The following is a 25,896-nucleotide window of genomic DNA, read 5'->3' on the forward strand; positions in this document are numbered from 1 at the left end:
GAGTTTCGTCAGGGCCTTCGTCATCCGGCGTCGCTGACGGGTTCACAACGCGACGTTCACCCAAAACGCTGGCCGCCGTGGTGTCTGTGGATATCCTGATCTCCCAGCACCCAGGATGGTCGAAGTCGAACCCGGTTCCCCACTCGTCACCGGGGCGTTCGTAGTTGCTGGATGCGTGTGGAACCGGACCCCACGAGAGCTGGCCGGGCGATACTACGACGCAGCTTGGGGCCGCAGGATGGACTCCCTGCGCCGCAGAGGAGCGCAACGATGGCCGCACACCGTTCCCCTTGCGACGCAGAGCACTTCCCGACCTCACCCTACAGTGGTACGCTATCAGGTACTACTAGTAGGAGGCGATCATGTCGGCGATCACCGCGACGGAAGCACGCAGGAGCCTATTCGGGCTCATCCAACAGGTCAATGACGACCACATCGCTGTCGAGGTCGTATCCCGGCACGGAAACGCGGTCATCCTGTCGAAGGAGGACTACGACGCGATGACCGAGACGGCCTACCTGCTGAGGAGCCCCGCCAATGCCGAGCGGTTGCTCACCGCGATCGAGCGCGCCCGGCGTGGCGAGTTCGAGCAGCACGACCTCTTCGACGCGTGAGGCGAACGATCGCCTTCGACCCGAATGGGTGGGAGGACTACGTCTACTGGCAGACTCAGGACCGTAAGACTCTCAAGCGAATCAACCAGCTGATTACCGACGCACTCCGCGATCCGTTCGCTGGCATCGGCAAACCCGAGGCCCTTAAGCACATCCTCTCCGGCGCGTGGTCCCGCCGCATCGACGATACGAACCGCTTGGTCTATTTCGTCACGGACGACCACATCGTCATCCTGCAGGCCCGCGAACATTACTGACCCGAGGTCCACGCTTCCCGCAAAGGGCTCGGCTTACAGGCACGTGTGCAGCCATTGGGTCAATGTGGACGGGGTGTGCTGTTGCGGTGAGTTCTTGGCCGAGGTGGCCATAGGAGGTGACACCGAGATAACATGTACATGACGTACTCAGCGTACGTTCGCACGCGCGGCTTTACCTGCGCAGGACGGTTGAAATGCCACTCGTCGCCGATTACAGGTCCTTTACAGACACGCGCTCACATCTCAAGGAAGTGTTCGATGCGGTACCCGGCCTCGACCCGCGAGGACCACGACGATTTCTGCGTGGTGGAGAAGTAGCAGCTCGTGCGCGGGGCATCAGGACAGCCTGTCCGGCATCACCGCACCTATGAGTTGGCGCTCTGGGACGGGCAAATCCTCCGCACAAGAATCTCCAGACCCGTCGACAGGTCGACGTACTCTGCCGGGATGTGGACCCACATCCTGCGCGGCGGAAGCGGCGCAGCTGCTCTCCGAGAAGATGGCCGAGCGCTACGGCCACCCACGCAGTTCGTGAGTGATTCGACAGCTACTGGACTGATGAGCCTGAGCCCGACCGACCGTCCAGCGAGGGAGCCGACGGGGCAGCCGGCGCCGCGGCATCCGTTCGCATCGAGCCCCGCCGACGCCCGGTACTGTCGAGGGATGAGCGAACCCACACACGATGTCGTGATTGTCGGCGGCGGACACAACGGCCTGACCGCCGCGGCCTACCTCGCCCTCGCCGGGAAGAGCGTGATCCTGCTCGAGCGTGACGACCACGTCGGCGGCGCGGCCATCTCCGCCGAGGCGTTCCCCGGCGTCGACGCGCGCCTCTCCCGCTACTCCTACCTGGTCAGCCTTCTCCCGCAGCGGATCATCGACGAACTGGGCCTGTCGATCGAGCTCGCCCGGCGCCGCTATTCCTCGTACACGCCGAACCCCGCCGACACCACCGGCGGCCTGCTGGTCGACCGCGGTGACGACGCCGCCACCCGCACGAGCTTCGACCGGGTCGGCGCCGGCGACGACTTCGAACCCTGGAACGCGTTCTACCGCGACACGGAGACCCTCGCCATGGCCCTCTTCCCCACGGTCTGCGAGCCGCTGCCGACCCGCTCGGAGGCGCGGCGGCTGGTCGGGGACGACAAGGTCTGGGACCAGTTCATCGAGCGCCCGCTCGGCACGGCCATCACCGAACGCTTCGCGAACGACCTGGTGCGCGGGGTCGTCGCCACCGACGGCCTGATCGGCACGTTCACGTCGTTGAACGATCTCTCCCTCGATGCCAACCGTTGTTTCCTCTACCACGTCATCGGGAACGAAACCGGGGACTGGGACGTGCCGATCGGCGGGATGGGCGCCGTCACCGGCGCGCTCGAGAACGCGGCCCGCCAGGCCGGCACCCGCATCGTCACCGGTGCGCAGGTCACCTCGGTCAGCCCCGACGGCGAGGTGCGGTACCGCCGCGGCGACGTGGAACGCGTCGTCGTCGGCCGACACGTGCTCTCGGGCGTCGCCCCCTGGGTCCTTCAGGGGCTCCTGGCCGCCGCGGCAGGCAACGGGCCGGACTCGGCGCCCGTTCCCTCGCCGGCTCCGGCCATCGAGAAGCCGGAGGGCGCCCAGGTCAAGGTGAACCTGCTGCTCACCCGGCTGCCGAGACTGCGCGACCCGTCGGTCTCTCCCGAGGCCGCGTTCGGCGGCACCTTCCACATCAACGAGACCTTCAGCCAGCTCGAGGGCGCCTGGGACCAGTCGGTCCGCGGGGTGATCCCCGATCTGCTGCCCTGCGAGATCTACTGCCACTCGCTGACCGACCCGAGCATCCTCTCGCCCGAGCTCGTCGCTGCCGGCGCGCAGACCCTCACCGTATTCGGACTGCACGCGCCGAACCGCTGGCTGAGCGACGAGAACAACGACGCCACCAGGGCCAGGCTCCAGGCGGCCGTGCTGGCCTCGCTCAATTCGGTGCTCGCCGAGCCGATCGAGGACCTGCTGCTGACGGATGCCGAGGGAAACCCCTGCGTCGAGACGAAGACCACGCTCGACCTCGAGCACGCCCTCAATCTGCCGGGCGGCAACATCTTCCACGGCCCCCTGGACTGGCCGTTCCTCGACGACGACGAGCCGAAGGACACCCCCGCCGAGCGCTGGGGCGTCGCCACCGCGCACCCGCGAATCCTGATCTGCGGTGCGGGTGCGCGGCGCGGCGGCGGGGTGAGCGGAATCGGCGGGCACAACGCCGCCATGGCGGTGCTCGAGGACGCCTGACCGCTCCGCAGCCACACCGCGTCGGGTCGCCGCTGGCAAGTGACCAGAGAAGGGCATAGCGTGGTAGGTGAGGCCCGTGCCTCACTCACCGTGGAGGTTCCCATGTCAGCCAAGCCAACCGGACGCCTCGCCCATCGCGAGGACGGGCTTTATCTCATGCTCGACCGGCTCTTCACCGCGCCGATCGACGACGTGTGGGCGAGCCTGAGCCGACCCGGCGGCCTCGCCGGCTGGATCGGCACCTACACGGGCTCCCCTGAGACGGGCGCCGTGCGCTTCCGCCTCGACGAGCCTGACGCCGAGTGGGAGTACGTCAGCATCCTCAAATGCATCCCTCCGAAGCGGTTCACCGTCAACATCGGCGAGGGCGACGCAGCCCGGCACGTAATCCTTCACCTCGTCGAGGGTGCGGGGATGACCACCCTCACGTTCGGACAGCGGTTGCACAGCGCCGCGGACGCCGAGACCGTCGGCCCGTACTGGGACTACTACTTCGACCGGCTGGTCGCCGCCCGGCACGGAAAGCCGCTCCCCGACCGCGCGCACTACCACCCGCACGCCGAGTACTACCGGGAGCTCGTCGTTCCGAAGCGGGCCGCCGAACCGATCCACTGACCGGCGTGGCCACTGGCCGGCGAGGCTACTCCCAGATGCTGGGGGCGGCCGCGCGGGTCGCCGGCATCGCGACATCCGTGCTCCACTCCAGCAGCCAGTGCGGAACGGTGACGGATGCCGGCACCGCCCCGACCGCGTCGGTGAGCTCGTCGATCGTGACGACTCCGCCGCCGCGTTTGAGGAATCGCCCTCGGATGAAGCCCTGGGCGTAGACCTCAGGTGCGCCGTCGGCATCCGGTCGCACGAAGCGCTGCTCCACGTAGACAGCCTTCTCGTCGAAGCCGAGGATGCGCGACTCCACGGTGAAGCGCTGGCCCAGGGTCAGGGATTTCCGAAAGCTGATGGTCTCCGAGACGACGACGGGGTACCAGCCCCTGGCGAGGAAGATCGCCCAGATTCCGGTGCGGTGCAGCATGTCGAAGCGCGCGATGTCCATGATCGACAGGTACACCCCGTTGTTCATGTGACGCAGGATGTCCTGGTCGGTCGGCAGGGTGATGAACCGGGTGCGGGCGACGTCGTAGTGGCCGAGCCGGGGGCCGAAGCGGGACAGCAGACTGTGGAGGAGGGTTCGCCAGAGCATATGCACCCTGCGATGGTAGCCCGCCCCGGCGGCGGCTAGCATTCGTCTATGGTTCCGTTGCCCAATCTGCTGACGTTCGCGCTGGCCTCCATCGCGTTGATTGCGCTGCCCGGACCGACCGTTTTGTTCGTGATCGGGCGGTCGCTGGCGCTCGGCCGCATCGGCGGTTTCCTCAGCGTGCTCGGCAACGCACTCGGAATGGTGCCCGTGATCGCCGCCGTCGCGCTCGGCCTCGGGGCCGTCGTCACCCAGTCCGTGGTGGTGTTCACCGTGATCAAGTTCGTCGGCGCCGCCTACATCGTCTACCTGGGCGTACACGCCATCCGGCACCGCCGCGCGGTGGCGAGAGACATCGGCGTCAGCGGCGCCCGCAAGTCCAACTGGCGCCTGCTGGCGGAGGGGTCGGTCGTCGGCATCAGCAACCCCAAATCGATTGTCTTCTTCGTCGCGGTGCTGCCGCAGTTCGTCGACTACCGGGCCGGTGCGGTGCAACTGCAACTGATGACCCTCGGCGTGCTGTTCGTGTTCCTGGCGCTGCTCGGCGACAGCATCTGGGCGTTGGCGGCTGGTTCGGCCAGGGCGTGGTTCGCGAAATCGCCCCGGCGGATGGAAAGCCTCTCGGCGACCGGCGGAGTCATGATGATCGGCCTCGGCGGCGTGCTCGCGGCCACCGGCGCCCAGTCCTGAGGTCGCCGCGGCGCGGTGCTGGTTCGGCGCTCGGCTCAGGCCGCGGCGGCGATGGTCAGTGCGCCGCCGGGAGGGTGACGGCGGCGGCCGGCAGCGCGGCGACCCGGCGCACGAAGGCTCCGAGGCGGCGGTAGACCTCCTGTGACTCCGGGTGCCGGGAATCCTGCTGCCAGGTGTGGTGGGTGTTCGCCTGGCCGCGCTCGTAGATCAGCGTGTCAACGGAGATCGACCGGCGACGCAGCGCGGCGATGAAATTGAGGTTGGCCCGGTAGAAGTAGTCCCGCTCCGAGGTGGTCACGAAGACAGGCGGGAACCCGCTGTCGAGCCACTCGATCGGGGACATGAACCGGGCCGCGGCGCGCAGCACGAGCCCGCGGCCGCGCTCGGGCAGCAGCATCCGCAGAAAATTGAGGCTCAGCACGAAGCCGCGCTCGAAGAGCACCGAGACATCCGCGATGCTGCAATGCTGCACGAGGCCGCGCAGGTTCTCCGGTTCGACCTGCGGGCGGATTCCGTAGTAGGAGGCCAGCCTGGGTTCGTAGGCGGAGGCGGCGAGGAGCGCGGCGATGTGCCCGCCGGCCGAATCGCCGCCGAGCACGATCCGGGTCGGGTCGCCGCCGAAGCGTTCGATGTTGCGCGCCACCCAGTCGAGCACCTCGTTGGCGTCCTCGAGCATGTGCTTGAGCTGGAAGTGGGTGGCCATCCTGTAGTTCGCGTTGACCACGATCATGCCGTCGGCGGCCTGGCTCGCGCAGTACTTGGTCAGCGGCGCCTTGTCGCCCGAGGTCCAGCCGCCACCGTGGAAGTAGATGTACACCGGGAGCGGTTCGGGCGCGTCGTGCGGCACCATCACGTCGAGGCGGTGATCACGGATGCCGTCGCCGGCATAGTCGAGGTCGAGATGGTAGTCCACGGAGTCGATCGGCTCGGCGTTGAACTTGTGCAGCTCACCGGGCAGGATGCGGTGCATCAGTGCCCGCCAGACCCAGACCGGGACGCGGGAAAGCGCGGTCTCCTTGTGCGGTTTCGGCTTCCTCGGTGTTCGCTGCGTTGCGCCGGATGTGGGAGGTGCGTCGGTGCCGACCGCTGGACGTGTGTTCGTCATGCGAGGGAGCGGTGGGTCTGGATCACCAGTTGACTGTACGACGCCCGACCGTGAGCAAGCTGAGAACGCCTCATCTTCCGGTGCTGCGCCCGCCCCGGTGATTGAGCCTGTCGAAATCACCTCCCCGACGTGGTCTCGACAGGCTCGACCACCGGCGGGCTCGACCACCGGCGAGGCTCGACCACCCCGGTGATTGAGCTCGTCGAAATCACCTCCCCAACGTGGTCTCGACAGGCTCGACCACCGACAGGCTCGACCACCGGCGGGCTCGACCACCGGCGGGGCTCGACCACCGACGGGGCTCGACCACCGGCGGGGCTCGACCACCGACGGGGCTCGACCGGCCGCGATTGAGAAGCCGGAGCGCACAATGACATCCGCGTCCCCTGTTGGACAGGTCACTCGCCGCGGGTGGAGGCTGGGCAGATGGACTACACACAACTCGGCCGTTCCGGCCTCGCGGTCTCCCGCCTCTGCCTCGGCACCATGAACTTCGGCCACTGGACTCCTGAGGCCGACGCGCACGCCATCATGGACTCCGCCCGCGGCTACGGCATCAACTTCTTCGACACCGCCAACGTCTACGGTGACAGCACCGGCAAGGGCGGCACGGAGAAGATCATCGGCAACTGGTTCGCCCAGGGCGGTGCGCGCCGGGAGGGAACCGTGCTCGCGACCAAGCTCTACGGCGACATGAGCGGCCTGCCCAACGAGGGCAAACTCTCGGCGCTCAACATCCGGCGCGCCCTCGACGCGAGCCTGGCCCGGCTGCAGACCGACTACATCGACATCTACCAGTTCCACCACGTGGACCGGAACACCCCCTGGGACGAGATCTGGCAGGCGATGGAGACGGCCGTCACGCAGGGCAAGATCCTCTACGCCGGCAGCAGCAACTTCGCCGGCTGGCACATCGCCACCGCGCAGGCCGAAGCGAAGCGGCGCAACTTCACCGGGCTGGTCAGCGAACAGTCGATCTACAACCTGTTGACGCGCGACATCGAACTCGAGGTCATCCCCTCCGCGGTGAGCAACGGCCTGGGCATCATCCCCTGGTCGCCCCTGCAGGGAGGGCTGCTCGGCGGGGTGCTCCGCAAGGAGAACGAAGGCAGACGCCGCCTCGAGGGCAAGGTCGGCGAACAGCTCGAGAAGCACCGCACCGCGATCGGGCAGTACGAGGACTTCTGCGCCGAGCTCGGCCACGAGCCCGGCGATGTCGGCCTGGCCTGGCTGTTGCACCAGCCGGCGGTCACCGCCCCGATCGTGGGTCCGCGCACCCAGGGCCAGCTGGACGCCGCCGTGCGCGCGCTCACGGTGAGCCTCGACGCGGCGGCTCTGGCCCGGCTGGACGAGATCTTCCCGGGCCGGAAGCCGGCACCGGAGCACTACGCATGGTAACGCCGGCCGGTCAGCCGGGGATTGACGGACTCATGAAGACCAGGCTCATCGCCCAGCGCGAGGTCGGCGCGATCGGGCTCGGCGGCATGCCCATGTCCATCGAGGGCCGACCGGACACCGCACGCTCCGTGGCCACGATCCACGCGGCCCTCGAGGCGGGAGTCACCCTCTTCGACACCGCGGATGCCTACCACGTGCACAGTGACGAGGTCGGCCACAACGAAACCTTGATCGCCGGCGCCATCGCATCGTGGGGCGGCGACACGTCGACCGTGCTGGTGGCCACCAAGGGCGGGCACGTCCGGCCCGGCGACGGCACCTGGACGCTGGACGGCCGGCCGGAGCACCTCAAGCTGGCCGCCGAGGCCTCGCTGAAACGCCTCGGCGGCGATGCGATCGGGCTGTACCAGTTCCACCGGCCCGACCCGGCCGTGCCGTACGCCGACTCGATCGGCGCCCTGCGCGATCTGCTCGACGCCGGCACGATCGAGCTGGCCGGCATCTCCAACGCGAACCCGGAGCAGATCCTGCTGGCCAGGGAGATCCTGGGTGGGCGTCTCGCCTCGGTGCAGAACCAGTTCTCGCCGGCCTTCCGCAGCAGCGAGGCCGAACTGCGGCTCTGCGACGAGCTCGGCATCGCGTTCATCCCCTGGCGGCCGCTGGGCGGCATCCAGTCTGCGGCATCACTCGGCGACCGGTTCCCCGCGTTCCAGGCGGTCGCGGCCGTGCACGGGGTGAGCCCGCAGGTGGTCTGCCTCGCCTGGCATCTCGCGAAGTCATCCCACGTCATCCCGATCCCGGGCGCGTCCCGCCCGGAGAGCATCCGGGATTCGGTTCAGGCGGCCGAATTCACGCTCACGCCGGAGGAATCGGCGTCGCTCGACGCCGCCTGAGCGGGCACCCGGGTGAGCAGCTGGTCGAGGAACGCCGTGGCGGCCGGGCTCGGTCCGTCCGCCACAGCCACCGCGACGTGCCACTGCGGCATGCCCGCGTGCAGCGCCACCGCGCGCAAAGCGTCGGGGCGTTTCTCCGCGAAGCTCTCCGGCACGATCGCGATCCCGAGGTTGTGGCCGACCAGGTCGAGCAGCGGGTGCACGTCATTGACCTCGAGGGTGGCCCGGTAGTCGAACCCGGCGGCGGCGAAGGCGCGCCGGGTCAGCACGTGCGCGCCCCAGCCGGCCTGGAAGCCGACGAGCGGCTCGGTGCGCAGGGAGTCCATCTCGATCCCGGCACTGGTGGCGAGCGGATGCCCGGGGTGGCAGAGCACGATCAGGTTCTGCGTGCTCAACCGAAGCAGCCGCACCCCGGGCGGGGTGTCGCCGGTCTCGACCACCAGCGCGACATCGGTCTGCCCGCTGGCGACGCTCTCGGCGAGGTCGACGGAGCCGGCGTAGCGCAACCGGATCTCGACGCCGGGGTTCAGCCGGCGGAACTCCGCCAGTTCGGCCGGCAGGTCGACCGACCCGAGGCACGGTTCGGCGCCCACCGTGAGGGTGCCGCGCATCAGTCCGCGCACCGCGGCCACCGCGTTCCGGGCGGCCGAGGCGCTGGCCAGGGTGCGCACGGCATCCGTCAGCAGCGCCCGGCCGGCCGCGGTCAGCTCGACCCGCCTGGTGCTGCGGATGAACAGGGACGTGCCCAATTCGATCTCGAGCGCCCGGATGGACGCCGACAGGCCCGACTGCGAGATCTGCAGGAGCTTCGCGGCCCGGGTGAAGTGGCGTTCCTCGGCCACGGCGACGAAGTGTTCAAGCTGGCGCAATTCCATTCAGCGATTCTAGTGCTGGATGGCCGTGTTTCCAGGAGCCGTCCGTGTTGCCCGTACCCAGCCCATTGAGATTCCGCCGAGATGCGAGGGGCCGACTCGAGGGAGAACCAGGCGGCCGGTAAAATGGGCCGATGGCCATCCCGAAGATCCTGCTCTATTACGTCTTCACCCCCCTGGCCGACCCCGACGCCGTGCGGCTCTGGCAGCGGGACCTCTGCGAATCGCTGGGCATCCGCGGCCGGATCCTGATCTCGGGCCAGGGGCTGAACGGCACGATCGGCGGCGACCTCGCCGCTCTCAAGCGCTATGTCCGGAAGACCCGCGACTACCCGGCGTTCACACGGATCGAGTTCAAGTGGAGCAACGGGAGCGCGCTGGACCCGGCCGGACTCAGCCTCGACTTCCCCCGCCTGGTCGTGAAGGTGCGGGACGAGATCGTGAGCTTCGGAGCGCCGGGGGAACTCCGGGTCGACTCTGACGGAGTCGTCGGCGGCGGCGAGAAGTTGAGCCCGGCCGAACTGCATTCGCTGGTCGCCGAGCGCGGCGACGACGTCGTCTTCTTCGACGGGCGCAACGCGTTCGAGGCGGAGATCGGCCGGTTCCGGAACGCGGTCGTGCCCGGAGTCGCCAACACGCGCGAGTTCGTCGCCGAACTCGACAGCGGCAGGTACGACCATCTCAAGGGCAAGCCGGTCGTCACCTACTGCACCGGCGGCATCCGCTGCGAGGTGCTCAGCGGCCTGATGAAGGACCGCGGCTTCACCGAGGTGTACCAGCTCGACGGCGGCGTCGTGCGCTACGGCGAGGCGTTCGGCGACGACGGCCTGTGGGACGGGTCTCTCTACGTCTTCGACCAGCGGATGTCCGTGGACTTCAGCGACCACACCGCGGTACTCGGCCACTGCCAGGCCTGCGGCGAGCCGACGAAGAACATGCTCAACTGCCGGGACGTCTCCTGCCGGGAACAACTCGTCGTCTGCCCGGCCTGCGCCGGGCGGGACGGCCCGGCCTGCGCCGGGCACGCTGCGCCACCGCGCTGACCGGCAGGGCAGGGCATAGTCTGGGGTCAAATCGAAAAGGCAGGGGGGGCGCGGATGCCAGTCGGAGCGGTGATCGAGTTCAGCAACATCACCAAACGGTTCGGTGACGTCACCGCGGTGGACGATCTGTCCTTCACCGTCGAGCCCGGTCGGGTCACCGGCTTCCTCGGCCCCAATGGCGCGGGCAAGACCACGACCCTGCGGATGCTGCTCGGCCTGGTCAGCCCCAGCTCCGGCACCGCCACGTTCGGCGGCCTGCGCTATCACGATCTGCCGCACCCACTGGCGACCGTGGGCGCCGCCCTCGAGGCCGCCAGCTTCCATCCGGGCCGCACCGCCCGGAACCACCTGGCGATCTGCGCGACCGCGGCCGGACTGCCCTCGGCGCGGGTCGCGGAGGTGCTGCACCTCGTCGGTCTGGCCGAGCATGGCGGCCAGCGCGCCGGCGTCTACTCGCTGGGCATGCGCCAGCGCCTGGGCCTGGCCTGCACGCTGCTCGGCGACCCGGGCGTGCTGGTGCTCGACGAACCGATCAACGGCCTCGACCCCGAGGGCATCAAGTGGATCCGCGGCTTCCTGCGCGACATGGCGGCCGAGGGCCGCACCGTCCTGGTCAGCTCCCATCTGCTCAGCGAGGTCCAGCAGAGCGTCGACGACGTGATCATCATCGCCAAGGGCAGGCTGGTGCACCGCGGACCGCTGTCCAGCCTGGAAACCCAGGTGGCGCCGCAGGTGGTCGTGGACTCCCCCGATCGCGCCGCCCTCGCGAGCGCCCTCAGCCAGGCCGGCGTCGCCTTCTCCCCGGGGCGTACCGGGCTGCTGGCCGCGGCCACGGACCCGGCAACGATCGGCCACATCGCCTTCACCGCGGGTGTGGAGGTGAGCGCCCTGCACCGTCAGAAGAAGGGTCTGGAGGACGCGTTCCTCGCTCTCGTGGACGGAGGCGACTCGCTGTGACCATGCTGCTGCGCGCCATCAGGGCCGAGTTCGCCAAGCTGCTCACCACCCGCATCTGGTGGATCCTCGCCGCCGTCCTCTTCGGCTACATCGGCATGCTCTCGGGCGGCCTGGCCGCGCTGTTCGCCGGAATCCAGAGCGGGGCGATCGATCCGAGCGCGGCCGGCACCGGCACCGGCACCCAGGGCACCCCGCCCCTCGGCAGCCTGCCCCCGCTGGTCTACAGTTTCGCCTCCTCCGTCGGGTATGTCTTCCCTGTGCTGCTCGGGGCGCTCGCGACCACCGGCGAATTCCGGCACCAGACCCTCACGCCCACCTTCCTCGCCAACCCGCGGCGGGCGCAGGTGCTCGGCGCGAAGGTGATCACCCTCTTCCTCGCCGGAGCCGCGTTCGGGGCCATCGCACTGCTGGCGTCCGTCGGCATCGGCGCCCTCGTCATCAACGCGTTCGGGGTGGACACCCTCCTCGGCGACAGCGCCACCTGGTCCCTGATCGGCCGCACCGTGATCGCCATGGCGCTGTGGGCGGCCGTCGGCGTCGGCCTCGGCGTGCTCGTCCCCAGCCAGGTCGCCTCGATCGTGATTGTGCTCGCGTTCACCCAGTTCGTCGAGCCGCTGCTGCGCTTTGCCTCGATGTTCACCGAGGCCACCGCCGGGATCGCCACGTTCCTGCCGGGGGCAGCATCGGATGCGCTGGTCGGCGCGAGCATCTTCACCATGGCCGGCCCGGTCGGCGGGGCGACGTCCACCCTCGACTGGTGGCAGGGCGGCCTGGTGCTCCTCGCGTACGCGGCGGCCGCCACCGTCGGCGGTTACTTCGTCAGCTGGCGCCGCGACGTCACGTGATCCCGGCGCCTCCTGCCGGCGCCCCGTGACCGCGCCGCCGCCTGGGCGGCGCGTAGGCTCGACCCATGGGCATTGAGACGCAGTTCCGCGCAATCGTCGTCGACCGCACCGAAGACGCGGAGGGCAAGAAGACGCAGAGCTCGGCGCTCCGCCTGATCGATGACGGGTTCCTGATGCCCGGCGACGTGACCATCGCCGTCGACTACTCCGGCATCAACTACAAGGACGGCCTCGCCCTGATGGGTCGCCCCGGCGTCGTGCGGGTCTGGCCGCTGATCGCCGGGATCGACGTGGTCGGCACGGTCGAGTCAAGCACCGACCCGCGCTGGGGCGCCGGGGATCGCGTCATCCTGAACGGCGCGGGCCTGGGTGAAACCCACCACGGCGGACTCGCCGAGCGGGCCAGGGTGAGCGGCGCATCCCTCGTGAGGCTGCCGGCCGGCATCAGTGCGAAGCGCGCGGCCGCGATCGGCACCGCCGGGTTCACGGCCATGCTCTCCGTGCTGGCGCTCGAGCGGGGCGGCATCACGCCCGACTCGGGAGACGTCCTCGTCACCGGCGCCGCCGGCGGCGTCGGGTCGATTGCGATCGCCCTGCTGGCCGCCCGCGGTTACCAGGTGCACGCCTCCACCGGCCGGGCCGACGAACTCGGCGGCTACCTGCGGGGCCTGGGCGCCGCCGGCCTGGTCGACCGACGCACCCTGAGCGACGCCGGCAAACCCCTGCAGGGCCAGCGCTGGGCCGCCGCCATTGACTCCGTCGGCAGCGCCACCCTCGCCAATGTGCTGGCCCAGATGAACTACGGCGGAGTCGTCGCCGCCTGCGGCCTCGCCCAGGGCCCCGACCTGCCGACCACGGTCATGCCGTTCATCCTGCGCGCCGTCAACCTGATCGGCATCAACTCGGTCGAGGCTCCGCTTCCCCTGCGGGAGGAAGCGTGGGGCCGGCTCGCGGCCGACCTCGACCTCGGCCTGCTCGACGGCCTGACCGAGGAGATCGGCCTCGACGAGGCGTTCGGGGCGGCCGAACGCATCCTCGCGGGCACGATTCACGGGCGCACCGTGGTCGACGTCCGGCAATAGGCTGCCCGCATGAGCAAAGTCGCAGCCGCCTGCGTCGCCCTCGATGGTGCTCGCGGTGCTCCGCTGACGCGCCGCCTCGGTCAGAGCTTGAGCGAGGCGATCAGGTCGGGCGCGTGGTTGGTGGTCAGGATGACGCGCGTGAAATCCTCTTCGACGAGGTCGATCACGACGGCCTGACGCTTGCGTTTGATCGCGAGGAAGTCCTTGCCGCCGTGGAACTTCCAGGTGCCGACCGCGAGCACGAGCGGAAGCTCGAGCCCGGGCGCCCTGATGCCGCGGATCCAGATCCACGGGTCGTCGGTGATCGTCACCGAACGGATGTTCACCCGGTCCACCACGATGTCATCGCGCCGGAGCGAGAGGGTCTTCTCTGCCTTCGTGAGGTGGATCTCAAGCCGGTCAGGGTGAACGCGCAGGGAAGCCATGCTCCTAGTCTGCCTGTTCCGGGCGGAAATCGGTTTGTCGGTTCCTCACAAAGGAATAGCGTCGTCGCGGTCGGATGCTCACAACCGGGCCGTGGCGGCCGCCGCGGCCTTCGCCGCGGCCGGCAGCGCGTCGAGGATCCACTCGATCGCGGCCTCGTCGTGGGCGTCCGACACGAACCAGGCCTCGAACACCGACGGCGGCAGGGACACGCCCTGGTCGAGCATGGCGTGGAAGAACGGCCCGTACCGGAAGGCCTCCTGGCGCTGCACCTGGGCGTAATCGCGCGGCGCCGAGGCCTCGGCCTCCTCACCGAACACGAAGCTGAACAGGCTGCCGGCGCGTTGCACGCTGTGCGCGACGCCTTCCGCGCTGAGCGCGGCCGAGACCGCGCCGGAGAGGCGCAGAGCCGTGGCGTCGAGTCGGGCGTAGACGCCGGCGTCCAGCGCCTGCAGCGTGGCGATCCCCGCGGCGACCGCCACCGGGTTCCCCGACAGGGTGCCGGCCTGGTAGACCGGGCCGTTCGGGGCGAGGTGGTCCATCAGGTCGGCCCGGCCGCCGAGCGCCGCCACCGGCAGCCCGCCGCCGATGACCTTGCCGAAGGTGAACAGGTCAGGGCTGTATCGCGGCCGGTCGCCCGCGTTCTCGAGTCCCCAGAAGCCGGCCGGGCCGACCCGGAAGCCGGTGAGGACCTCATCGATGATGAGCAGCGCGCCGTGCTCGTGCGCGAGCTCGGTGAGAGCCGCGTTGAAGCCGGGGTCCGGGGCCACGACGCCCATGTTCGCGGCGGCGGCCTCCGTGATCACGGCGGCGATCCGGCCGGGGTGCGCCTCGAAGGCCAGCCGCACGGCGGCGAGGTCGTTGTAGGGCAGCACGAGTGTCTGCGCGGCCGTCGCGGCCGTCACGCCCGCCGAGCCGGGCAAGGCCAGGGTGGCCAGGCCGGAGCCGGCCTGCGCCAGCAGCCCGTCGGAGTGGCCGTGGTAGTGGCCGGCGAACTTGATCAGGAGGTCGCGTCCGGTGAACCCGCGGGCCAGGCGGATGGCCGTCATGGTGGCCTCCGTGCCGGTCGAGACCAGGCGCAGCTTCTCGACCGCGCCCACGCGGGCCTCGATCAGCTCGGCCAGCACGGTCTCACCCGGGGTCGAGGCCCCGAAGGACAGGCCGAGGGCTGCGGCATCCTGCACCGCCTGCACCACGCCGGGGTGGGCGTGGCCGAGGATGGCGGGGCCCCATGAGCTGACCAGGTCGACGTACTCGCGCCCGTCGGAGTCGGTGACGTAGGCGCCCTTCGCCTTGACCAGGAACAGGGGCGTTCCGCCGACCGAGCGGAAGGCGCGCACCGGCGAGTTGACCCCACCGGGAATGGCGCGCTGGGCGCGCGCGAACAGGTCGTCGTTGTGGGTCATCAGCGGGCAGGCCTTTCGGTGAGCCAGTCGGCCAGTTCGACGGCCCAGTAGGTGAGCACGGCATCCGCGCCGGCACGACGGATGCTGAGGACGGACTCCTCGATCGCGCGCCTGCGGTCGATCCAGCCGTGGGCGGCGGCGGCCTCGATCATCGCGTATTCGCCGGAGACCTGGTATGCCCAGACGGGTATGTCACTGACTCCGGCGACGTCGGCCAGCACGTCGAGGTAGCTGCCGGCCGGCTTGACCATGACGACGTCAGCGCCCTCGCTGATGTCGAGCAGGGCCTCGCGCACACCCTCCCTGCGGTTGGCCGGGTCGAGCTGGTAGCTGCGGCGGTCGCCGACGAGGGTCGACTCCACGGCGTCGCGGAAGGGCCCGTAGAAGGCGGAGGCGTACTTGGCCGAGTAGGCCAGCACGGCGGTGTCCACGTAGCCGGACTGGTCGAGCGCCTCGCGCACCGCCGCCACCTGCCCGTCCATCATGCCGCTGAGGCCCAGCAGCTGCGATCCGGAAGCGGCCTGCACGAGCGCCATCTCGCGGTAGCGCTCGAGCGTGGTGTCGTTGTCGACGGTGCCGTCGACGGAGAGCACGCCGCAGTGCCCGTGGTCGGTGAATTCGTCCAGGCACAGGTCGGTCTGCACGACGAGGGCGTCGCCGACCTCGGCGACGAGGGCCCGGGTGGCCGCGTTGAGAATTCCGTCGGGGTCGGTCGCCCCGGTGCCGATGGCGTCGCGCACGTCGGGCACACCGAACAGCATGATCCCGCCGATGCCGGCCTCCGCGGCCTGCGCGACGGCGCGCCTGGCGCTGTCGATGGTGTGTTGCACGACCCCCGGCATCGACCGGATCGGAACGGATGCGCCGGAGCCTTCCCGCACGAACATCGGCAGGACGAGCTCAGAGGCGTGCAGGCGGGTTTCGCTGGCCAGGCGACGGAGCGCGGGTGTGGTGCGCAACCGTCGCGGGCGGATGACGGGGTTTATCACTCGTCAACCCTACGCCGCCCGGCCGAGCCTCCGCGAACTGTCAGGTGCACACCTTTCCGGGGCCTGGAACGGCGCTCAAGTCTCAGTTCGGCGGACCGGACCGGCGGCCAGGTCAGCGGGAGAGCGCGACCTGAACCAGGGCCTCGATCAGGGACTCGGCGCTGGGCGCCCCGGCGACGACGTCGACCCGCAGTCCGATCGCCGCGGCATCCTTCGCCGTTCGCGGGCCGATGCAGGCGACGATGGTGGTCTCGGGAACCGGGCCGAGCTGGTCCTGCACCTGCTGGGCGACGCTCCCGGAGGTGACGAGCAACGCCTGCACGCGGCCGGCGGCGACGTCGGCCACGACCCGCTCATCGACCGGGACGCCGATGGTGCGGTACGCGACGACCGATTCGACCTCATGGCCGATCCGGCGCAGCCCCTCGGTGAGGAGCGGCTTGGCGATCTCCGAGCGGAGGGTGAGGATGCGCAGCGGCACCACTCCCTGGGTCGCCGCCTCCCATTCGGCGAGGAGGCCGCGGGCCGAATTGTCCTCGGAGGGAACGATGTCGACGCGGTACCCGGCGGCGATCAGGGCTGCGGCGGTGGTCTCGCCGACGGCCGCGATCCGGGTGCCGGCGGCGACGGTGGCCCGGTGCGACGACAGCACGTCGACTGTGGTGGCGCTGGTGACGGTCATCCAGTCGAAATCGCCGGCGGAGAGCCTGGCCAGCGCCTCTGCGAGCGCGGGCGCGTCGTCGGTCGCGGCGAAGTTGATCATCGGCGCGACGATCGGCTGCGCACCCCTGGCGCGCAGGTCGGCCGCGACGTGGTCGCCCCACGGTCCGCCGCGGGGCACCAGGACGCGCCAGCCGGTCAGCGGCTTGGTCAGGTTCGGTTTGGTCTTGTAACGCCAGGTCATTACGAAGTCACCTTCATCGGGGCGAAGTCGGCAGCACCACCGGAGAGCAGGTCTCTGGCCACACGTTCTGAGACGTCCTGGGCGGCGTCGACCAGGTGTGCAATGGAAAAGGATTCAGGCGTCGCGGCGTGCGAACTCACGAGGCTTTGGGCACCATCTGGACTGTACACCGTCGCGGTCAGGAAGAGGAGTCCGTCGTCGATCGCGGCCATCGCGCCGATCGGAGCAGCGCACCCCGCCTCGAGGCGCGCGAGCACGAGCCGCTCGGCCATCGTCGTGGCCTGGGTCGTCGGGTGGTTGATCGCGTCCAGCGCCCTGACCAGCGTGCGTTCCAGGCGGCCGGAGCGCACCTCGATCGCCAGGGCTCCCTGGCCCGGAGCGGTCGGCCAGGCGGACAGCTCGAGGAACTCGGGCTCGAAGGTGGTCAGTAGTCCGAGCCGGCCGAGGCCGGCGGCCGCGAGCACGACGGCGTCGAGGTCGCCCTCCACCACGCGACCCAGCCTGGTGTCGACGTTCCCCCGGAGGTCGACGACCTCGAGGTCGGGGCGCACCGAGCGCAGCTGCGCCACCCGGCGCGGCGACCCGGTGCCGACCCGCGCGCCCTGCGGCAGGGTGGCGAGGGTGAAGCCGTCGCGGGCGCAGAGCACGTCACGGGCATCCGCGCGCTTGGGCGTGGCCCCGATGGCCAGGCCGGGGTACTCGGCGGTGGGCAGGTCCTTGAAGGAGTGCACGACCAGGTCGCAGTCCCCGGCGAGCAGGGCTTCCCGGAGGGCGCTGGCGAAAACACCGGTACCGCCCAGGCTCGACAACGGCTCGGCGGACGTGTCCCCGTGGGTCGTGACCTGCACGATCTCGACCTCGGCGCCCGCCGCGGCGGCGATCCGATTGGCGATCTGCGTCGTTTGGGCGAGAGCGAGGGCGCTCCCGCGGGTGCCGACCCGGATTGCCGCGCTCACGGCGCCATCCCCGCGACGGCGGGCTTGAACCCGAGGCGCACGTTCTCGCAACAGCCCGGACGGCAGACGTCGAACCAGGGGCCGAGGTCGGTCAGCGCCGGGCGTTCCTCGACCGGCACGTCGGTCAGGCGTTCGACGACGAGGTCGACCAGCCCGCTGACGTAGGCGGGGTCGACGCCGGGGGTGGGCACGCGCACCGAGAACAGTCCGTGTTCCGTGGCGGTTTCCGTCGCCTCGTTGTCGAGGTCCCACATGACCTCCATGTGGTCGCTCACGAATCCGAGCGGCACGATCACGACGGCACGGATGCCCCTGGCCGGCAGCAGCGCGATGGCGTCGTTGATGTCGGGCTCCAGCCACGGCATGCTCGGCGGCCCGCTGCGGGACTGGAAGACCAGCTGCCACTGGGTCTCGACAGGCGGGGCCACCGAAGTGCCCGCGATGACGACCTGCGCCACCGCCAGGTGCTGGGCCTTGTAGGCGCCGCCCTCACCGAAGCCGAGGGTCGCCGGGCCGCTCTTCGCGGCATCCGTCATGGGGATGGAATGGGTGGAGAACAGGATCTCCACCTCGGTCGCAAGGTTGATGCCGGGGATCGCGGCGGCGACCTCCGCGAGGCCCTTCCGGACCCCGGTGATGAACGGCGTGACGAAGCCGGGATGGTCGAAGAACTGGCGCACCTTGTCGATCTGCACGGTGCCCTCGAGGCCGTTGGCGGACAGCGCCTCGGCGAAGTCCTCCCGGTACTGGCGGCAGCCGGAGTAGGAGCTGTACGCACTGGTGGCGATGGCGAGCAGCCGGTCCTGGCCGTTGGTGTGCGCCTCGGCGACGACGTCCCGCAGGTACGGGCCCCAGTTGCGGTTGCCCCAGAGCACGGGCAGGTCGATGCCGCGGGCGGCCAGTTCGGTCTCGAGGGCCGCCCTGAGCACGCGGTTCTGGTTGTTGATCGGGCTGATCCCGCCGAAGTGGCGGTAGTGGTGGGCCACCTCTTCGAGGCGCTCCTCCGGGATGCCGCGGCCGCGCGTGACGTTGCGCAGGAACGGGATCACGTCGTCCTGGCCCTCCGGCCCGCCGAATCCGGCCAGCAGAATGGCGTCGTAGTGCGCCACTACTGCAGCACCTCGACGAGCTCGGCCGTGCCGATGCGGCGGCCGGTGTAGAACGGGATCTCCTCGCGGACGTGACGGCGGGCCTCGGTTTCGCGGAGGCCCCGCATGAGGTCGACGAGCTCGGTGAGGTCGTCGCTTTCGATCGGCAGGAGCCATTCGTAGTCGCCCAGGGCGAAGGCGGAGACCGTGTTGGCGATCGCGCCGCGGTAGGCGGCGCCCTTGCGGCCGTGGTCGGCGAGCATGGCGCTGCGCTCGGCCTCCGGGAGCAGGTACCACTCGTAGCTGCGCACGAACGGGTAGACCGTCAGCCAGCCCTTCGGCTCGACTCCGCGGAGGAATCCGGGAACGTGGCTCTTGTTGAACTCGGCGTCGCGGTGCACGCCCATCGCGTTCCAGGTGGGGAGCAGGCTCTTGAGCAGGCGGCTGCGGCGCAGTTCCCGGTTGGCCCACTGCAGGGCCTCGGCCTCGGCCGCGTGGGTCCAGATCATCACGTCGGCGTCGGCGCGCAGGCCGGAGACGTCGTAGAAGCCGCGCAGGGTGACGCCCTCCGCCTCGACGAGCTCCACCACGTCGTCGAGCTCGAGCACAGCGTGTGGCACGTCGCGACCGTCGAGGTCGTCCGGGTTGGTCGGGTCCTTGCGCAGGACCGTGAACAGCGTGAACCCCTGAGGGGATTCCGCGGAGGCGTCGGCCGTGGACGGGGTCTCGGCGGGACTGGTCGGGTGGAGTGGGTTTACTGCCTCTCCGGCAGCCGGGTGAGTCATGAGTACTAGTCTCTACTTCTTTGCGACCAGAGCCAAAAGCCGTGTCCCGTGCGCGCGGGCGCACCGGTGTTTCCGGCGGTGGTTCAGCGGTCCTGGACTGTCTTCACGCCGAGCCAGACCGCCGCGCCGGCGACGAGGGCAGCGGCGACGGCGATACCGGCCAGGGCGGCCGGGTTGTCCTCGCCGAGGCGGTACAGCCGCAGATTGAGCAGCCGCGCCCGATAGCGGAGCTGCCTGGGCAGGTTGAGCTTGTACTCGATCGCATCGAGCGTGCGGGCAAGCTCGGTCCTGGCCGTCATCGCGTCGGCGCGCAACTCGGCTTTCGATCGACGAGGGTTGGTTCCGTCGATGACGGCCACAGTTTTCGCCTGGCTTCCGGTTGTGCTCTGGTACTCAGTGCTCATACTGGCCAACTCCCTTGAACGCGTCAACGTCGTGCCGGATGCTTGCCGTGATGCCCTCGGGGTCGGGGGCCGTTCCGGCCTTCACCCGGTTCACTCCGACGAGGACCAGGATCACCGCGATCAGCAGCAGCGCCACCGCCACGATCAGCGTGGCGAGCCAGAGCGGCAGCACGAGCGCGAGCGCGATCACGGCCAGGGCGATCAGCACGATCACGGCGAGGAACGCGAAGACCCCGGCGACGGCGAACAGGCCGATGCCGAGGCCGATGTTCTTCGCCTTGCCGGCGACCTCGGCCTTGAAGGCGTCGAGTTCCGCCTTGACGAGGGCGATGATCTGGCCGGGCAGCTCACCGAGCAGCACGACGAGCGATCGCTTCGTCCTGGGGTTGAAACCATTCGGGTTGAATCCGCTGTTGCTCACAGCTCCCCTTCCTTCGATTCCTTGGAGTGCGCGGCGGTTACTTCGTGGCGGTGTCGTCGGACGCGGGCGTCGGGGCGGCCTTCGCCGCGGACTTGGCGCCGGCGGACTTGGCACCCGGCTTCGCCGCGGCGGATTTGGCGGCCGCAGTCCTGGCGGGGGTGGCCGGGCTGTGCGCGGTGCCCACGGCATCCGTCGAGCCGGTGGTCTTGGCCTGAACGGCCGTGACGATCTTCTTGCCGGCGTCGAACAAAGCGGACGGGACGTCACCGACCCGCTCGAGGGCGAAGTCGCGCACCTCGGTCACCCGGCGCTGAACGGGCGGGGCGCTCCACAGATTCTCCGCGGCGGCCGCGATCTGGTCGTAGCGCTTGCGTCCGGCGCGGGCGCCCAGGACGTAGCCGACGAGTCCACCAGTGATGAACAGAAGCTTTCCCCGCATTGTCACTCCATTCCTCGAGGTTCATGTATCCCACCAGCGTATCCCGCAACGGGTTGATGTTGCAGCCCTCGTCGGTGAACAACCTCTCTGGTGTCCTGAAGGACGAGCAACTAGTCCCAGGAGAACACGCCGTCGCCCAACTCGGAGCGGGGCCGAAGGCCGACGTCGTCGCTGCGCGAAGCCGCGTCACGAATCGCTGTGGCGATCAGGGTCTCGTAGCGCTTGCGTGCTTCCTCGCCGAACTGCTCGTAAGACCATGCGAGGATCGCGACGATGTCAGCTTGGGCTGTGTGGGTGAGGCGGTATCCCGACATCAACCAGCCGACTGGTTCCGCGCCGCGCGAACGCCGAGTGTTCCGATGAAGTCGTTCGGGCCGCTGGATCGAATACCGGCTCGATGAGCCCGGTGTCGGGATGCGATCCGGACGCAGCCGCACCAAGGACCTGCCTGACGAGCGGGTGAAGTTCGCGCGAAACGCGTTACCGCCTGCCGGACCGTGGTTGCCCTGGCAATTGCTTCCGAAGGGCGAGGCCGGCGCTGTCGACTAATCGCCGGAGCCCGCTGTCCCGGTGAGCGTTCCGCATAGAGAGCCGACAACGCGCCGCAACGAGTGGTGTCGCCACACACGGAAGCGCCAGCAGGCCAAATCACCTTTATGATTGATAAAGTAAATATACTTACTCAGTCATTGACGTTAGGAGCGACTCATGCCCCACTACGTTGACCTGCTCTGGAACCCGGAAGACGCTGCGCACCTGGGTCGCAAGGACCGGGCGCCGGGCCACTATCGAGCCTACGTTCCCGACGCGCTCGGAACCCAGGTGCCGGAACTCGGCAGGGAAGCACAGCAGGCGGCAGAGGATGCGCTGGCGGTGCTCGCGCGTGCAGACGAGCGCATCGGCGCCCGCGGGGGCTACCTCAACCACCTGCTGATTCGCTCCGAGAGCATCTCGTCGTCGTGGATCGAGGGGAACAGCGTCACCCCGAAGAAGCTGGCCATTGCCGAGCTCCTTCAGCAGGGCACGCGCGTTGCGGTGGACGTCGTTGCGAACGTGCGCGCTACTGAGGAGGCGATCGCTGAGCTTGCTGATCGCGATCGTGCCGTCACCGTGGCCGATATCGAGCGCGTGCAGCACATCATCGAGCCCGCGCTCGAGGTCGGGCTGAGAACTGAGCAGAACTGGGTGGGCGGGCCCGGCTGGAGCCCGCTCCGTGCAGACTTCGTACCTCCGCCGGAGACTGAGGTGCCGCGCCTGGTCGATGATCTGTGCCGATTCGTGAGCGCAACAGCGGGGAATCCCATAGTGCGGGCGGCGATCGCTCATGCCCAGTTCGAGACAATCCACCCGTTCATCGACGGAAACGGTCGCACCGGACGTGCACTCATCCACACGGTCCTCCGCCGAACGGATGCGCTGCGGAACACGCTGATCCCGATCAGCACCGTGTTTGCGGGCAACAAGGATGCGTACCTCGAGGGATTGACGGCCTTCCGGGCTGAGCCCTCTCGCCTGGACGACTGGATCATTGGCTTCGCCCACGCTGCTGAGCTGGCTGCTGCAAACACGGTGCGTTTGTCTGTCGACATCGGGGCACTTGATCAGACCGTCCGCGAGGAGCTCAGCCACTACCGCAAGCAGCACGAAATCTCGCCGGCCATTCCGCGCAGTGACGCTGTGATTCTGCGCATTCTGGACACGCTGGCCAGCGAGCCTGTGCTGACCATCGATACTGTTGCTGCACGGCACAGAGTGTCCACAGCAGCTGCGTATCGCGCGCTGGTGCAGCTCGCCGACGCGGGCATCCTGGGGCGCGACAAGGACCAGAAGGGGCGTCTGATCTGCTGGAGCGCTGACCGCCACCTCGCCCTCGTCAGCTTGACCGAACGCAGCAGCCGCGTCGGAGCAGGTGACACCGGCCGCGGCAAGCCCAGACTGGGACCGCCGGCGCCAGCCATCGACCAGATGGGTGCGCTGCGCCCACGAGATTGAGCCCACGTCTCGCACGTGTCGTCACGACGTGCGTCGCGAAACGGTAGTCTCGGGGCCCGACGCTCAGATGCCGAGCGCCGCGTGCCTCACCCTGGCGGCCGCCGCGATGGCGTCGGGGATCACCGAGGCGAGCCCGGTGCCCGCCAGCCAGGCGCCGGTCAGCTCCAGCCCGGGCATCGCCTCGGCGGCGGCCCTGACCTGCCCGACCCGGCCGGGCGCCCCGATGGTCGCCGGCGACAGGGCGTCTCCCCATACCGTGCGGGCGAAGCCGCGCACTTGGGCGGCGTCGAGGTCGACTCCGAGGATGGCCGACGCGTCCCGCAGGGCCAGGGCGAGCAGCTCAGGGTCGGACAGGTCGGCGGTCGGGCCGGCCTCGCCGGCCCGGCCGTAGGAGAGGCGGATGACATGGCGGCCCGGTCCGGCCGCCTCGGCGAGCCAGTCCCACTTCGCGGTGGCGTGGGTGAGCGCCTTGGCGGTCACGCCGGGGGTGCCGGCCGCAACGAGCGCGCCCGTTCCCCGGGGGTGCGCGTCCAGCCGGGGGGCGTCGATGACGATGGTGGCCAGTTCGACCGCGGTGGCCTCCGGCCAGTCGAGTCCGGCGAGCGCCGCGAGCTCGGGGCCGAGGTCGGCAACCAGGCGAAGCGCCTGGGCGCCCGGGGTCGCGAGGATCACGAAGCGGGCCTCCCTGTCGCGGGTCGCGGGCGACGACGCAGGTTCGGCAGCGGACTCGACCGGCAGGGCGTCGACCGGCAGGGCGTCGACCGGCCCGGGAGGCTCTTCCGGCAGGTCCGCGGCCACGGCCGGAACCCCGTGGCGCACGACCCAGGTCACTTCGCCGGCCTCCGACGGTCCCGAGTGCCGCAGGGAGGTGACCGGGGCATCCGTCAGGATCTCGACCCCGAAATGCTCGAGGTCGGCCACGAGCGCGGCCACCAGGCGCGACATGCCGCCGCGCAGGCCCGCCACGGCTGACCCGGCCGGGGCCGCGGACCGGAGCGACAGGACCGCCCCCGACAGCGAGCCGGCCGTGGTCAGGGCCGCGTTGAGCCCCGGGGCGACGACGTCGATCTCGAGGTCGTCCGCCGCCGAGGAGTAGACGCCGGCGGTGACGGGCTCGACGAGCCGTTCGAGCACGCGGCGGCCCATCCGTTTGCGCACGAGGTCGCCGAGGCTGTGCTCGCGGCCGATCGTGAGCACCGGCATCAGCCGATCGAGGTAGGCCCGGCAGGCTCCGCCCCAGCCGATCACGCGGCGCACGTCGTCGGCGAGCGGCGAACCCGGGATCCCGAGCACCCCGGCCTGGGGCAGGGGGACGCTGATCGCGCCGCCGCCCGGGCCCTCGTCAGGCAGGTGCAGCCAGGCGCCGGCGGGGTTCGGGGCGACCACGTCGCCGGTGAGGCCGAGGGAATCCACGAACTCGGCGACCGCATTGCGGCGCACGGCGAAGCTCTCGGCCCCGCTGTCCAGGGTCAGTCCGGCCACCTCGTGGCTCGAGACCGCCCCGCCCACCGAGGACGTCGCCTCGAGCACGGTGACGCCGAGGCCGACCCGGGCGCACGCCCTGGCCGCGACGAGGCCGGCCACACCTCCGCCGATGACGATGACGTCCTGCATGCGCTCCTCAGCTCTCGGGTCGACGGATGGTCAGGAGGCGACCGGTGCGGAGGCGCCGATCTCGTGCACGAAGGAGACCAGGCGGGTGAGCACGTTCGGGTCGGTGAGCGGCGGGACGCCGTGGCCCAGGTTGAGAACGTGGGCCGGAGCCGTGCGTCCGCGCTCGAGCACGTCGAGGACGTGTGCTTCGAGAACCGGCCACGGCGCGGCGAGCAGCGCCGGATCGATGTTGCCCTGCACGGGGACCACTCCGCCGAGGCGGCGATTGGCCTCGTCCAGCGGCACCCGGTAGTCGACTCCGACGACGTCGGCGCCCACCCCGTGCATCTCCTTGAGGAGTTCCCCCGTGCCGACGCCGAAGTGCACGACCGGCACGTTGCGACGCGTGGCCGTCTCCTCGCCGGTCTGGTCGGCATCCGTGGGGACGCCGTTCTCGGTGTAGGTGAGATCGCGCACGTGCGCGATCGCGGCCGCGGATGCCGGCGCGACGTAGCGGGTGTAGTCGTCCAGGGACAGGGCGCCGGCCCAGGAATCGAAGAGTTGGGCGGCACTCGCCCCGGCCAGCACCTGCGCGCGCAGGAAGCGGCCGGTCACCTCGGCGGTCCAGGCCATCAGGGCGGCCCAGGCCTCCGGGTCGGCGTGCATGAGGGTGCGGGCGTTGATGTGGTCCTTCGACGGTCCGCCCTCGACCAGGTAGGCGGCCAGGGTGAACGGGGCGCCGGCGAAACCGATCAGCGGGGTGGCGCCGAGCTCGGCGACCGTGCGGGCGACCGCCTGGCGGATCGGGGCGAGGCTGGTGTCCAGCACGGATGGGTCGAGGGCGGTGAGCTCGGCGACATCATTCGCCGTGCGCACGGCCTTGCCGAGCACCGGGCCCATGCCGGCGACGATCTCCACGTCGACCCCGACCAGCTTGAGCGGGATCACGATGTCGCTGAACAGGATGCCGGCGTCGACGTTGTGCCGGCGCACCGGCTGCAGGGTGATCTCGCTGGCCATCTCGGGGTCGAGGCAGGCGTCGAGCATCCGGGTGCCCACCCGGAGCGAGCGATATTCGGGCAGGGAGCGGCCGGCCTGGCGCATGAACCAGACGGGGGTCACCTCCGGGCGGGTGCCCTGGTAGGCCCGGATGAGGCGGGCGTCGGCGGTGAGTCCGGTTGCGAGGGGGTGTTGCGCGTCAAGGTTCATTTGCTTCAATTCTGTCAAACTTCACACACCCGGGCGATTCGGCCCCCAGAATCGCAAAGTAGACTCCA

General features: G+C 69.9%; 28 protein-coding genes. 12 read left to right on the forward strand and 16 right to left on the reverse strand.

All coding sequences use genetic code 11. The annotated features are described in order from the left end of the window. Nucleotides 1–362: 362 nt before the first annotated feature. The 4 genes from E3T48_RS07095 (at nt 363) to E3T48_RS07110 (ending at nt 3,754) form a co-directional block, all read left to right on the forward strand. The gene (locus tag E3T48_RS07095) at nt 363–614 is read left to right on the forward strand and encodes a type II toxin-antitoxin system Phd/YefM family antitoxin (RefSeq protein ID WP_134523229.1); all 252 of its coding nucleotides are present in this window, start codon (nt 363–365) and stop codon (nt 612–614) included. Then, nucleotides 611–871 carry a Txe/YoeB family addiction module toxin gene (locus E3T48_RS07100; RefSeq protein ID WP_134523230.1) on the forward strand — a complete coding sequence of 87 codons (261 nt, stop codon included), beginning with the start codon at nt 611–613 and terminating at the stop codon, nt 869–871. Before E3T48_RS07095 ends, E3T48_RS07100 begins: the two co-directional genes overlap by 4 nt. A gap of 663 nt (nt 872–1,534) precedes the next feature. Continuing rightward, nucleotides 1,535–3,139, forward strand: coding sequence for a phytoene desaturase family protein (locus E3T48_RS07105; protein ID WP_134523232.1), 1,605 nt, complete (start codon nt 1,535–1,537; stop codon nt 3,137–3,139). A gap of 102 nt (nt 3,140–3,241) precedes the next feature. Next, nucleotides 3,242–3,754 (forward strand): SRPBCC domain-containing protein, encoded by a 513-nt coding sequence (locus E3T48_RS07110; protein WP_134523233.1) that lies wholly within the window; start codon nt 3,242–3,244, stop codon nt 3,752–3,754. Nucleotides 3,755–3,779: 25 nt separating this feature from the next. Here E3T48_RS07110 and E3T48_RS07115 read toward each other — a convergent pair whose 3' ends face one another. Further along, nucleotides 3,780–4,343 (reverse strand): acyl-CoA thioesterase, encoded by a 564-nt coding sequence (locus E3T48_RS07115; RefSeq protein WP_241986702.1) that lies wholly within the window; start codon nt 4,341–4,343, stop codon nt 3,780–3,782. Between the two features lie 42 nt (nt 4,344–4,385). On the opposite strand from E3T48_RS07115, the gene E3T48_RS07120 reads away from it, so the two are divergent. Further along, complete coding sequence (locus E3T48_RS07120; RefSeq protein ID WP_134523237.1) at nt 4,386–5,024, forward strand: LysE family translocator; 639 nt, start codon at nt 4,386–4,388, stop codon at nt 5,022–5,024. 55 nt (nt 5,025–5,079) lie between these two features. On the opposite strand, the gene E3T48_RS07125 is transcribed toward E3T48_RS07120, so the two are convergent. Continuing rightward, on the reverse strand, nt 5,080–6,129 hold the full coding sequence (locus E3T48_RS07125; protein ID WP_241986703.1) for an alpha/beta hydrolase: 1,050 nt from the start codon (nt 6,127–6,129) through the stop codon (nt 5,080–5,082). 426 nt (nt 6,130–6,555) lie between these two features. Here E3T48_RS07125 and E3T48_RS07130 point away from each other — a divergent pair, with 426 nt between their 5' ends. Together E3T48_RS07130 and E3T48_RS07135 are read left to right on the forward strand one after the other, a co-directional pair. Beyond that, the gene (locus tag E3T48_RS07130) at nt 6,556–7,527 is read left to right on the forward strand and encodes an aldo/keto reductase (protein ID WP_134523238.1); all 972 of its coding nucleotides are present in this window, start codon (nt 6,556–6,558) and stop codon (nt 7,525–7,527) included. Between the two features lie 32 nt (nt 7,528–7,559). Continuing rightward, nucleotides 7,560–8,420, forward strand: a complete 861-nt coding sequence (locus E3T48_RS07135) for an aldo/keto reductase (RefSeq protein WP_134523240.1) — start codon at nt 7,560–7,562, stop codon at nt 8,418–8,420. Here E3T48_RS07135 and E3T48_RS07140 read toward each other — a convergent pair. Next, nucleotides 8,363–9,295, reverse strand: a complete 933-nt coding sequence (locus E3T48_RS07140; RefSeq protein ID WP_134523242.1) for a LysR family transcriptional regulator — start codon at nt 9,293–9,295, stop codon at nt 8,363–8,365. The two genes, E3T48_RS07135 and E3T48_RS07140, sit on opposite strands and share 58 nt — an antisense overlap. A gap of 131 nt (nt 9,296–9,426) precedes the next feature. Here E3T48_RS07140 and trhO point away from each other — a divergent pair, with 131 nt between their 5' ends. From trhO to E3T48_RS07160, 4 genes are all read left to right on the forward strand, one after another. After that, a complete protein-coding gene (gene trhO / locus E3T48_RS07145; protein ID WP_134523244.1) occupies nt 9,427–10,335 on the forward strand; it encodes an oxygen-dependent tRNA uridine(34) hydroxylase TrhO in 909 nt (302 codons plus the stop codon). A 54-nt stretch (nt 10,336–10,389) separates the two neighbouring features. Then, on the forward strand, nt 10,390–11,292 hold the full coding sequence (locus E3T48_RS07150) for an ABC transporter ATP-binding protein (RefSeq protein ID WP_134523246.1): 903 nt from the start codon (nt 10,390–10,392) through the stop codon (nt 11,290–11,292). A gap of 2 nt (nt 11,293–11,294) precedes the next feature. Continuing rightward, nucleotides 11,295–12,137 (forward strand): ABC transporter permease, encoded by an 843-nt coding sequence (locus tag E3T48_RS07155; protein ID WP_134523490.1) that lies wholly within the window; start codon nt 11,295–11,297, stop codon nt 12,135–12,137. A gap of 65 nt (nt 12,138–12,202) precedes the next feature. Beyond that, nucleotides 12,203–13,219 carry an MDR family oxidoreductase gene (locus E3T48_RS07160; protein ID WP_134523247.1) on the forward strand — a complete coding sequence of 339 codons (1,017 nt, stop codon included), beginning with the start codon at nt 12,203–12,205 and terminating at the stop codon, nt 13,217–13,219. Nucleotides 13,220–13,299: 80 nt separating this feature from the next. Here E3T48_RS07160 and E3T48_RS07165 read toward each other — a convergent pair whose 3' ends face one another. The 11 genes from E3T48_RS07165 to E3T48_RS07215 all read right to left on the reverse strand — a co-directional run bounded on the left by E3T48_RS07165 (nt 13,300) and on the right by E3T48_RS07215 (nt 21,348). Next, nucleotides 13,300–13,644, reverse strand: a complete 345-nt coding sequence (locus tag E3T48_RS07165; RefSeq protein WP_134523249.1) for a hypothetical protein — start codon at nt 13,642–13,644, stop codon at nt 13,300–13,302. 78 nt (nt 13,645–13,722) lie between these two features. Continuing rightward, entirely contained in the window at nt 13,723–15,048 is a 1,326-nt protein-coding gene (hemL, locus tag E3T48_RS07170; protein WP_134523251.1) for a glutamate-1-semialdehyde 2,1-aminomutase, read from the reverse strand. Further along, nucleotides 15,048–16,034: a porphobilinogen synthase gene (gene hemB / locus E3T48_RS07175; RefSeq protein ID WP_420898357.1), complete on the reverse strand. Its 987-nt coding sequence runs from the start codon at nt 16,032–16,034 to the stop codon at nt 15,048–15,050. Before hemB ends, hemL begins: the two co-directional genes overlap by 1 nt. Nucleotides 16,035–16,149: 115 nt before the next feature. Continuing rightward, nucleotides 16,150–16,941 (reverse strand): uroporphyrinogen-III synthase, encoded by a 792-nt coding sequence (locus E3T48_RS07180; protein WP_134523255.1) that lies wholly within the window; start codon nt 16,939–16,941, stop codon nt 16,150–16,152. After that, a complete protein-coding gene (gene hemC, locus E3T48_RS07185; RefSeq protein ID WP_134523257.1) occupies nt 16,941–17,897 on the reverse strand; it encodes a hydroxymethylbilane synthase in 957 nt (318 codons plus the stop codon). Before hemC ends, E3T48_RS07180 begins: the two co-directional genes overlap by 1 nt. Then, complete coding sequence (locus E3T48_RS07190) at nt 17,894–19,006, reverse strand: ferrochelatase (RefSeq protein WP_241986704.1); 1,113 nt, start codon at nt 19,004–19,006, stop codon at nt 17,894–17,896. Before E3T48_RS07190 ends, hemC begins: the two co-directional genes overlap by 4 nt. Next, entirely contained in the window at nt 19,006–19,770 is a 765-nt protein-coding gene (gene hemQ, locus E3T48_RS17220; RefSeq protein WP_134523261.1) for a hydrogen peroxide-dependent heme synthase, read from the reverse strand. The genes E3T48_RS07190 and hemQ overlap by 1 nt, the downstream gene beginning before the upstream one ends. A gap of 83 nt (nt 19,771–19,853) precedes the next feature. Further along, the gene (locus tag E3T48_RS07200) at nt 19,854–20,174 is read right to left on the reverse strand and encodes a hypothetical protein (RefSeq protein ID WP_241986705.1); all 321 of its coding nucleotides are present in this window, start codon (nt 20,172–20,174) and stop codon (nt 19,854–19,856) included. Beyond that, nucleotides 20,164–20,595, reverse strand: coding sequence for a phage holin family protein (locus E3T48_RS07205; protein ID WP_166789664.1), 432 nt, complete (start codon nt 20,593–20,595; stop codon nt 20,164–20,166). The genes E3T48_RS07200 and E3T48_RS07205 overlap by 11 nt, the downstream gene beginning before the upstream one ends. A gap of 37 nt (nt 20,596–20,632) precedes the next feature. Further along, on the reverse strand, nt 20,633–21,034 hold the full coding sequence (locus E3T48_RS07210; protein ID WP_134523264.1) for a YtxH domain-containing protein: 402 nt from the start codon (nt 21,032–21,034) through the stop codon (nt 20,633–20,635). Between the two features lie 110 nt (nt 21,035–21,144). Then, complete coding sequence (locus E3T48_RS07215; RefSeq protein WP_174844140.1) at nt 21,145–21,348, reverse strand: type II toxin-antitoxin system RelE/ParE family toxin; 204 nt, start codon at nt 21,346–21,348, stop codon at nt 21,145–21,147. A 394-nt stretch (nt 21,349–21,742) separates the two neighbouring features. Here E3T48_RS07215 and E3T48_RS07220 point away from each other — a divergent pair, with 394 nt between their 5' ends. After that, nucleotides 21,743–23,026, forward strand: coding sequence for a Fic family protein (locus E3T48_RS07220; protein WP_134523266.1), 1,284 nt, complete (start codon nt 21,743–21,745; stop codon nt 23,024–23,026). Nucleotides 23,027–23,089: 63 nt separating this feature from the next. Here E3T48_RS07220 and E3T48_RS07225 read toward each other — a convergent pair whose 3' ends face one another. Together E3T48_RS07225 and hemE are read right to left on the reverse strand one after the other, a co-directional pair. Then, nucleotides 23,090–24,640: a protoporphyrinogen/coproporphyrinogen oxidase gene (locus E3T48_RS07225; RefSeq protein WP_134523268.1), complete on the reverse strand. Its 1,551-nt coding sequence runs from the start codon at nt 24,638–24,640 to the stop codon at nt 23,090–23,092. A 30-nt stretch (nt 24,641–24,670) separates the two neighbouring features. Next, nucleotides 24,671–25,828 (reverse strand): uroporphyrinogen decarboxylase, encoded by a 1,158-nt coding sequence (hemE, locus tag E3T48_RS07230; RefSeq protein WP_134523270.1) that lies wholly within the window; start codon nt 25,826–25,828, stop codon nt 24,671–24,673. Nucleotides 25,829–25,896 lie beyond the last annotated feature (68 nt).

The organism is Cryobacterium fucosi (assembly GCF_004403515.1).
In the GTDB taxonomy this organism is placed as follows: Bacteria; Actinomycetota; Actinomycetes; order Actinomycetales; family Microbacteriaceae; genus Cryobacterium; species Cryobacterium fucosi.

Excerpts from the sequence above, each read along its gene's own strand:
- E3T48_RS07200 (WP_241986705.1), bottom strand. The coding sequence starts at position 20,174 with ATGAGCACTGAGTACCAGAGCACAACCGGAAGCCAGGCGAAAACTGTG.
- E3T48_RS07130 (WP_134523238.1), top strand. The coding sequence starts at position 6,556 with ATGGACTACACACAACTCGGCCGTTCCGGCCTCGCGGTCTCCCGCCTC.
- E3T48_RS07140 (WP_134523242.1), bottom strand. The coding sequence starts at position 9,295 with ATGGAATTGCGCCAGCTTGAACACTTCGTCGCCGTGGCCGAGGAACGC.
- E3T48_RS07215 (WP_174844140.1), bottom strand. The coding sequence starts at position 21,348 with ATGTCGGGATACCGCCTCACCCACACAGCCCAAGCTGACATCGTCGCG.
- E3T48_RS07125 (WP_241986703.1), bottom strand. The coding sequence starts at position 6,129 with ATGACGAACACACGTCCAGCGGTCGGCACCGACGCACCTCCCACATCC.
- E3T48_RS07210 (WP_134523264.1), bottom strand. The coding sequence starts at position 21,034 with ATGCGGGGAAAGCTTCTGTTCATCACTGGTGGACTCGTCGGCTACGTC.
- E3T48_RS07155 (WP_134523490.1), top strand. The coding sequence starts at position 11,295 with ATGCTGCTGCGCGCCATCAGGGCCGAGTTCGCCAAGCTGCTCACCACC.
- trhO (WP_134523244.1), top strand. The coding sequence starts at position 9,427 with ATGGCCATCCCGAAGATCCTGCTCTATTACGTCTTCACCCCCCTGGCC.
- E3T48_RS07180 (WP_134523255.1), bottom strand. The coding sequence starts at position 16,941 with ATGACCTGGCGTTACAAGACCAAACCGAACCTGACCAAGCCGCTGACC.
- hemL (WP_134523251.1), bottom strand. The coding sequence starts at position 15,048 with ATGACCCACAACGACGACCTGTTCGCGCGCGCCCAGCGCGCCATTCCC.
- E3T48_RS07225 (WP_134523268.1), bottom strand. The coding sequence starts at position 24,640 with ATGCAGGACGTCATCGTCATCGGCGGAGGTGTGGCCGGCCTCGTCGCG.
- E3T48_RS07095 (WP_134523229.1), top strand. The coding sequence starts at position 363 with ATGTCGGCGATCACCGCGACGGAAGCACGCAGGAGCCTATTCGGGCTC.
- hemQ (WP_134523261.1), bottom strand. The coding sequence starts at position 19,770 with ATGACTCACCCGGCTGCCGGAGAGGCAGTAAACCCACTCCACCCGACC.
- E3T48_RS07220 (WP_134523266.1), top strand. The coding sequence starts at position 21,743 with ATGCCCCACTACGTTGACCTGCTCTGGAACCCGGAAGACGCTGCGCAC.
- E3T48_RS07160 (WP_134523247.1), top strand. The coding sequence starts at position 12,203 with ATGGGCATTGAGACGCAGTTCCGCGCAATCGTCGTCGACCGCACCGAA.
- E3T48_RS07150 (WP_134523246.1), top strand. The coding sequence starts at position 10,390 with ATGCCAGTCGGAGCGGTGATCGAGTTCAGCAACATCACCAAACGGTTC.
- E3T48_RS07105 (WP_134523232.1), top strand. The coding sequence starts at position 1,535 with ATGAGCGAACCCACACACGATGTCGTGATTGTCGGCGGCGGACACAAC.
- E3T48_RS07120 (WP_134523237.1), top strand. The coding sequence starts at position 4,386 with ATGGTTCCGTTGCCCAATCTGCTGACGTTCGCGCTGGCCTCCATCGCG.
- E3T48_RS07165 (WP_134523249.1), bottom strand. The coding sequence starts at position 13,644 with ATGGCTTCCCTGCGCGTTCACCCTGACCGGCTTGAGATCCACCTCACG.
- E3T48_RS07110 (WP_134523233.1), top strand. The coding sequence starts at position 3,242 with ATGTCAGCCAAGCCAACCGGACGCCTCGCCCATCGCGAGGACGGGCTT.
- E3T48_RS07135 (WP_134523240.1), top strand. The coding sequence starts at position 7,560 with ATGAAGACCAGGCTCATCGCCCAGCGCGAGGTCGGCGCGATCGGGCTC.
- hemE (WP_134523270.1), bottom strand. The coding sequence starts at position 25,828 with ATGAACCTTGACGCGCAACACCCCCTCGCAACCGGACTCACCGCCGAC.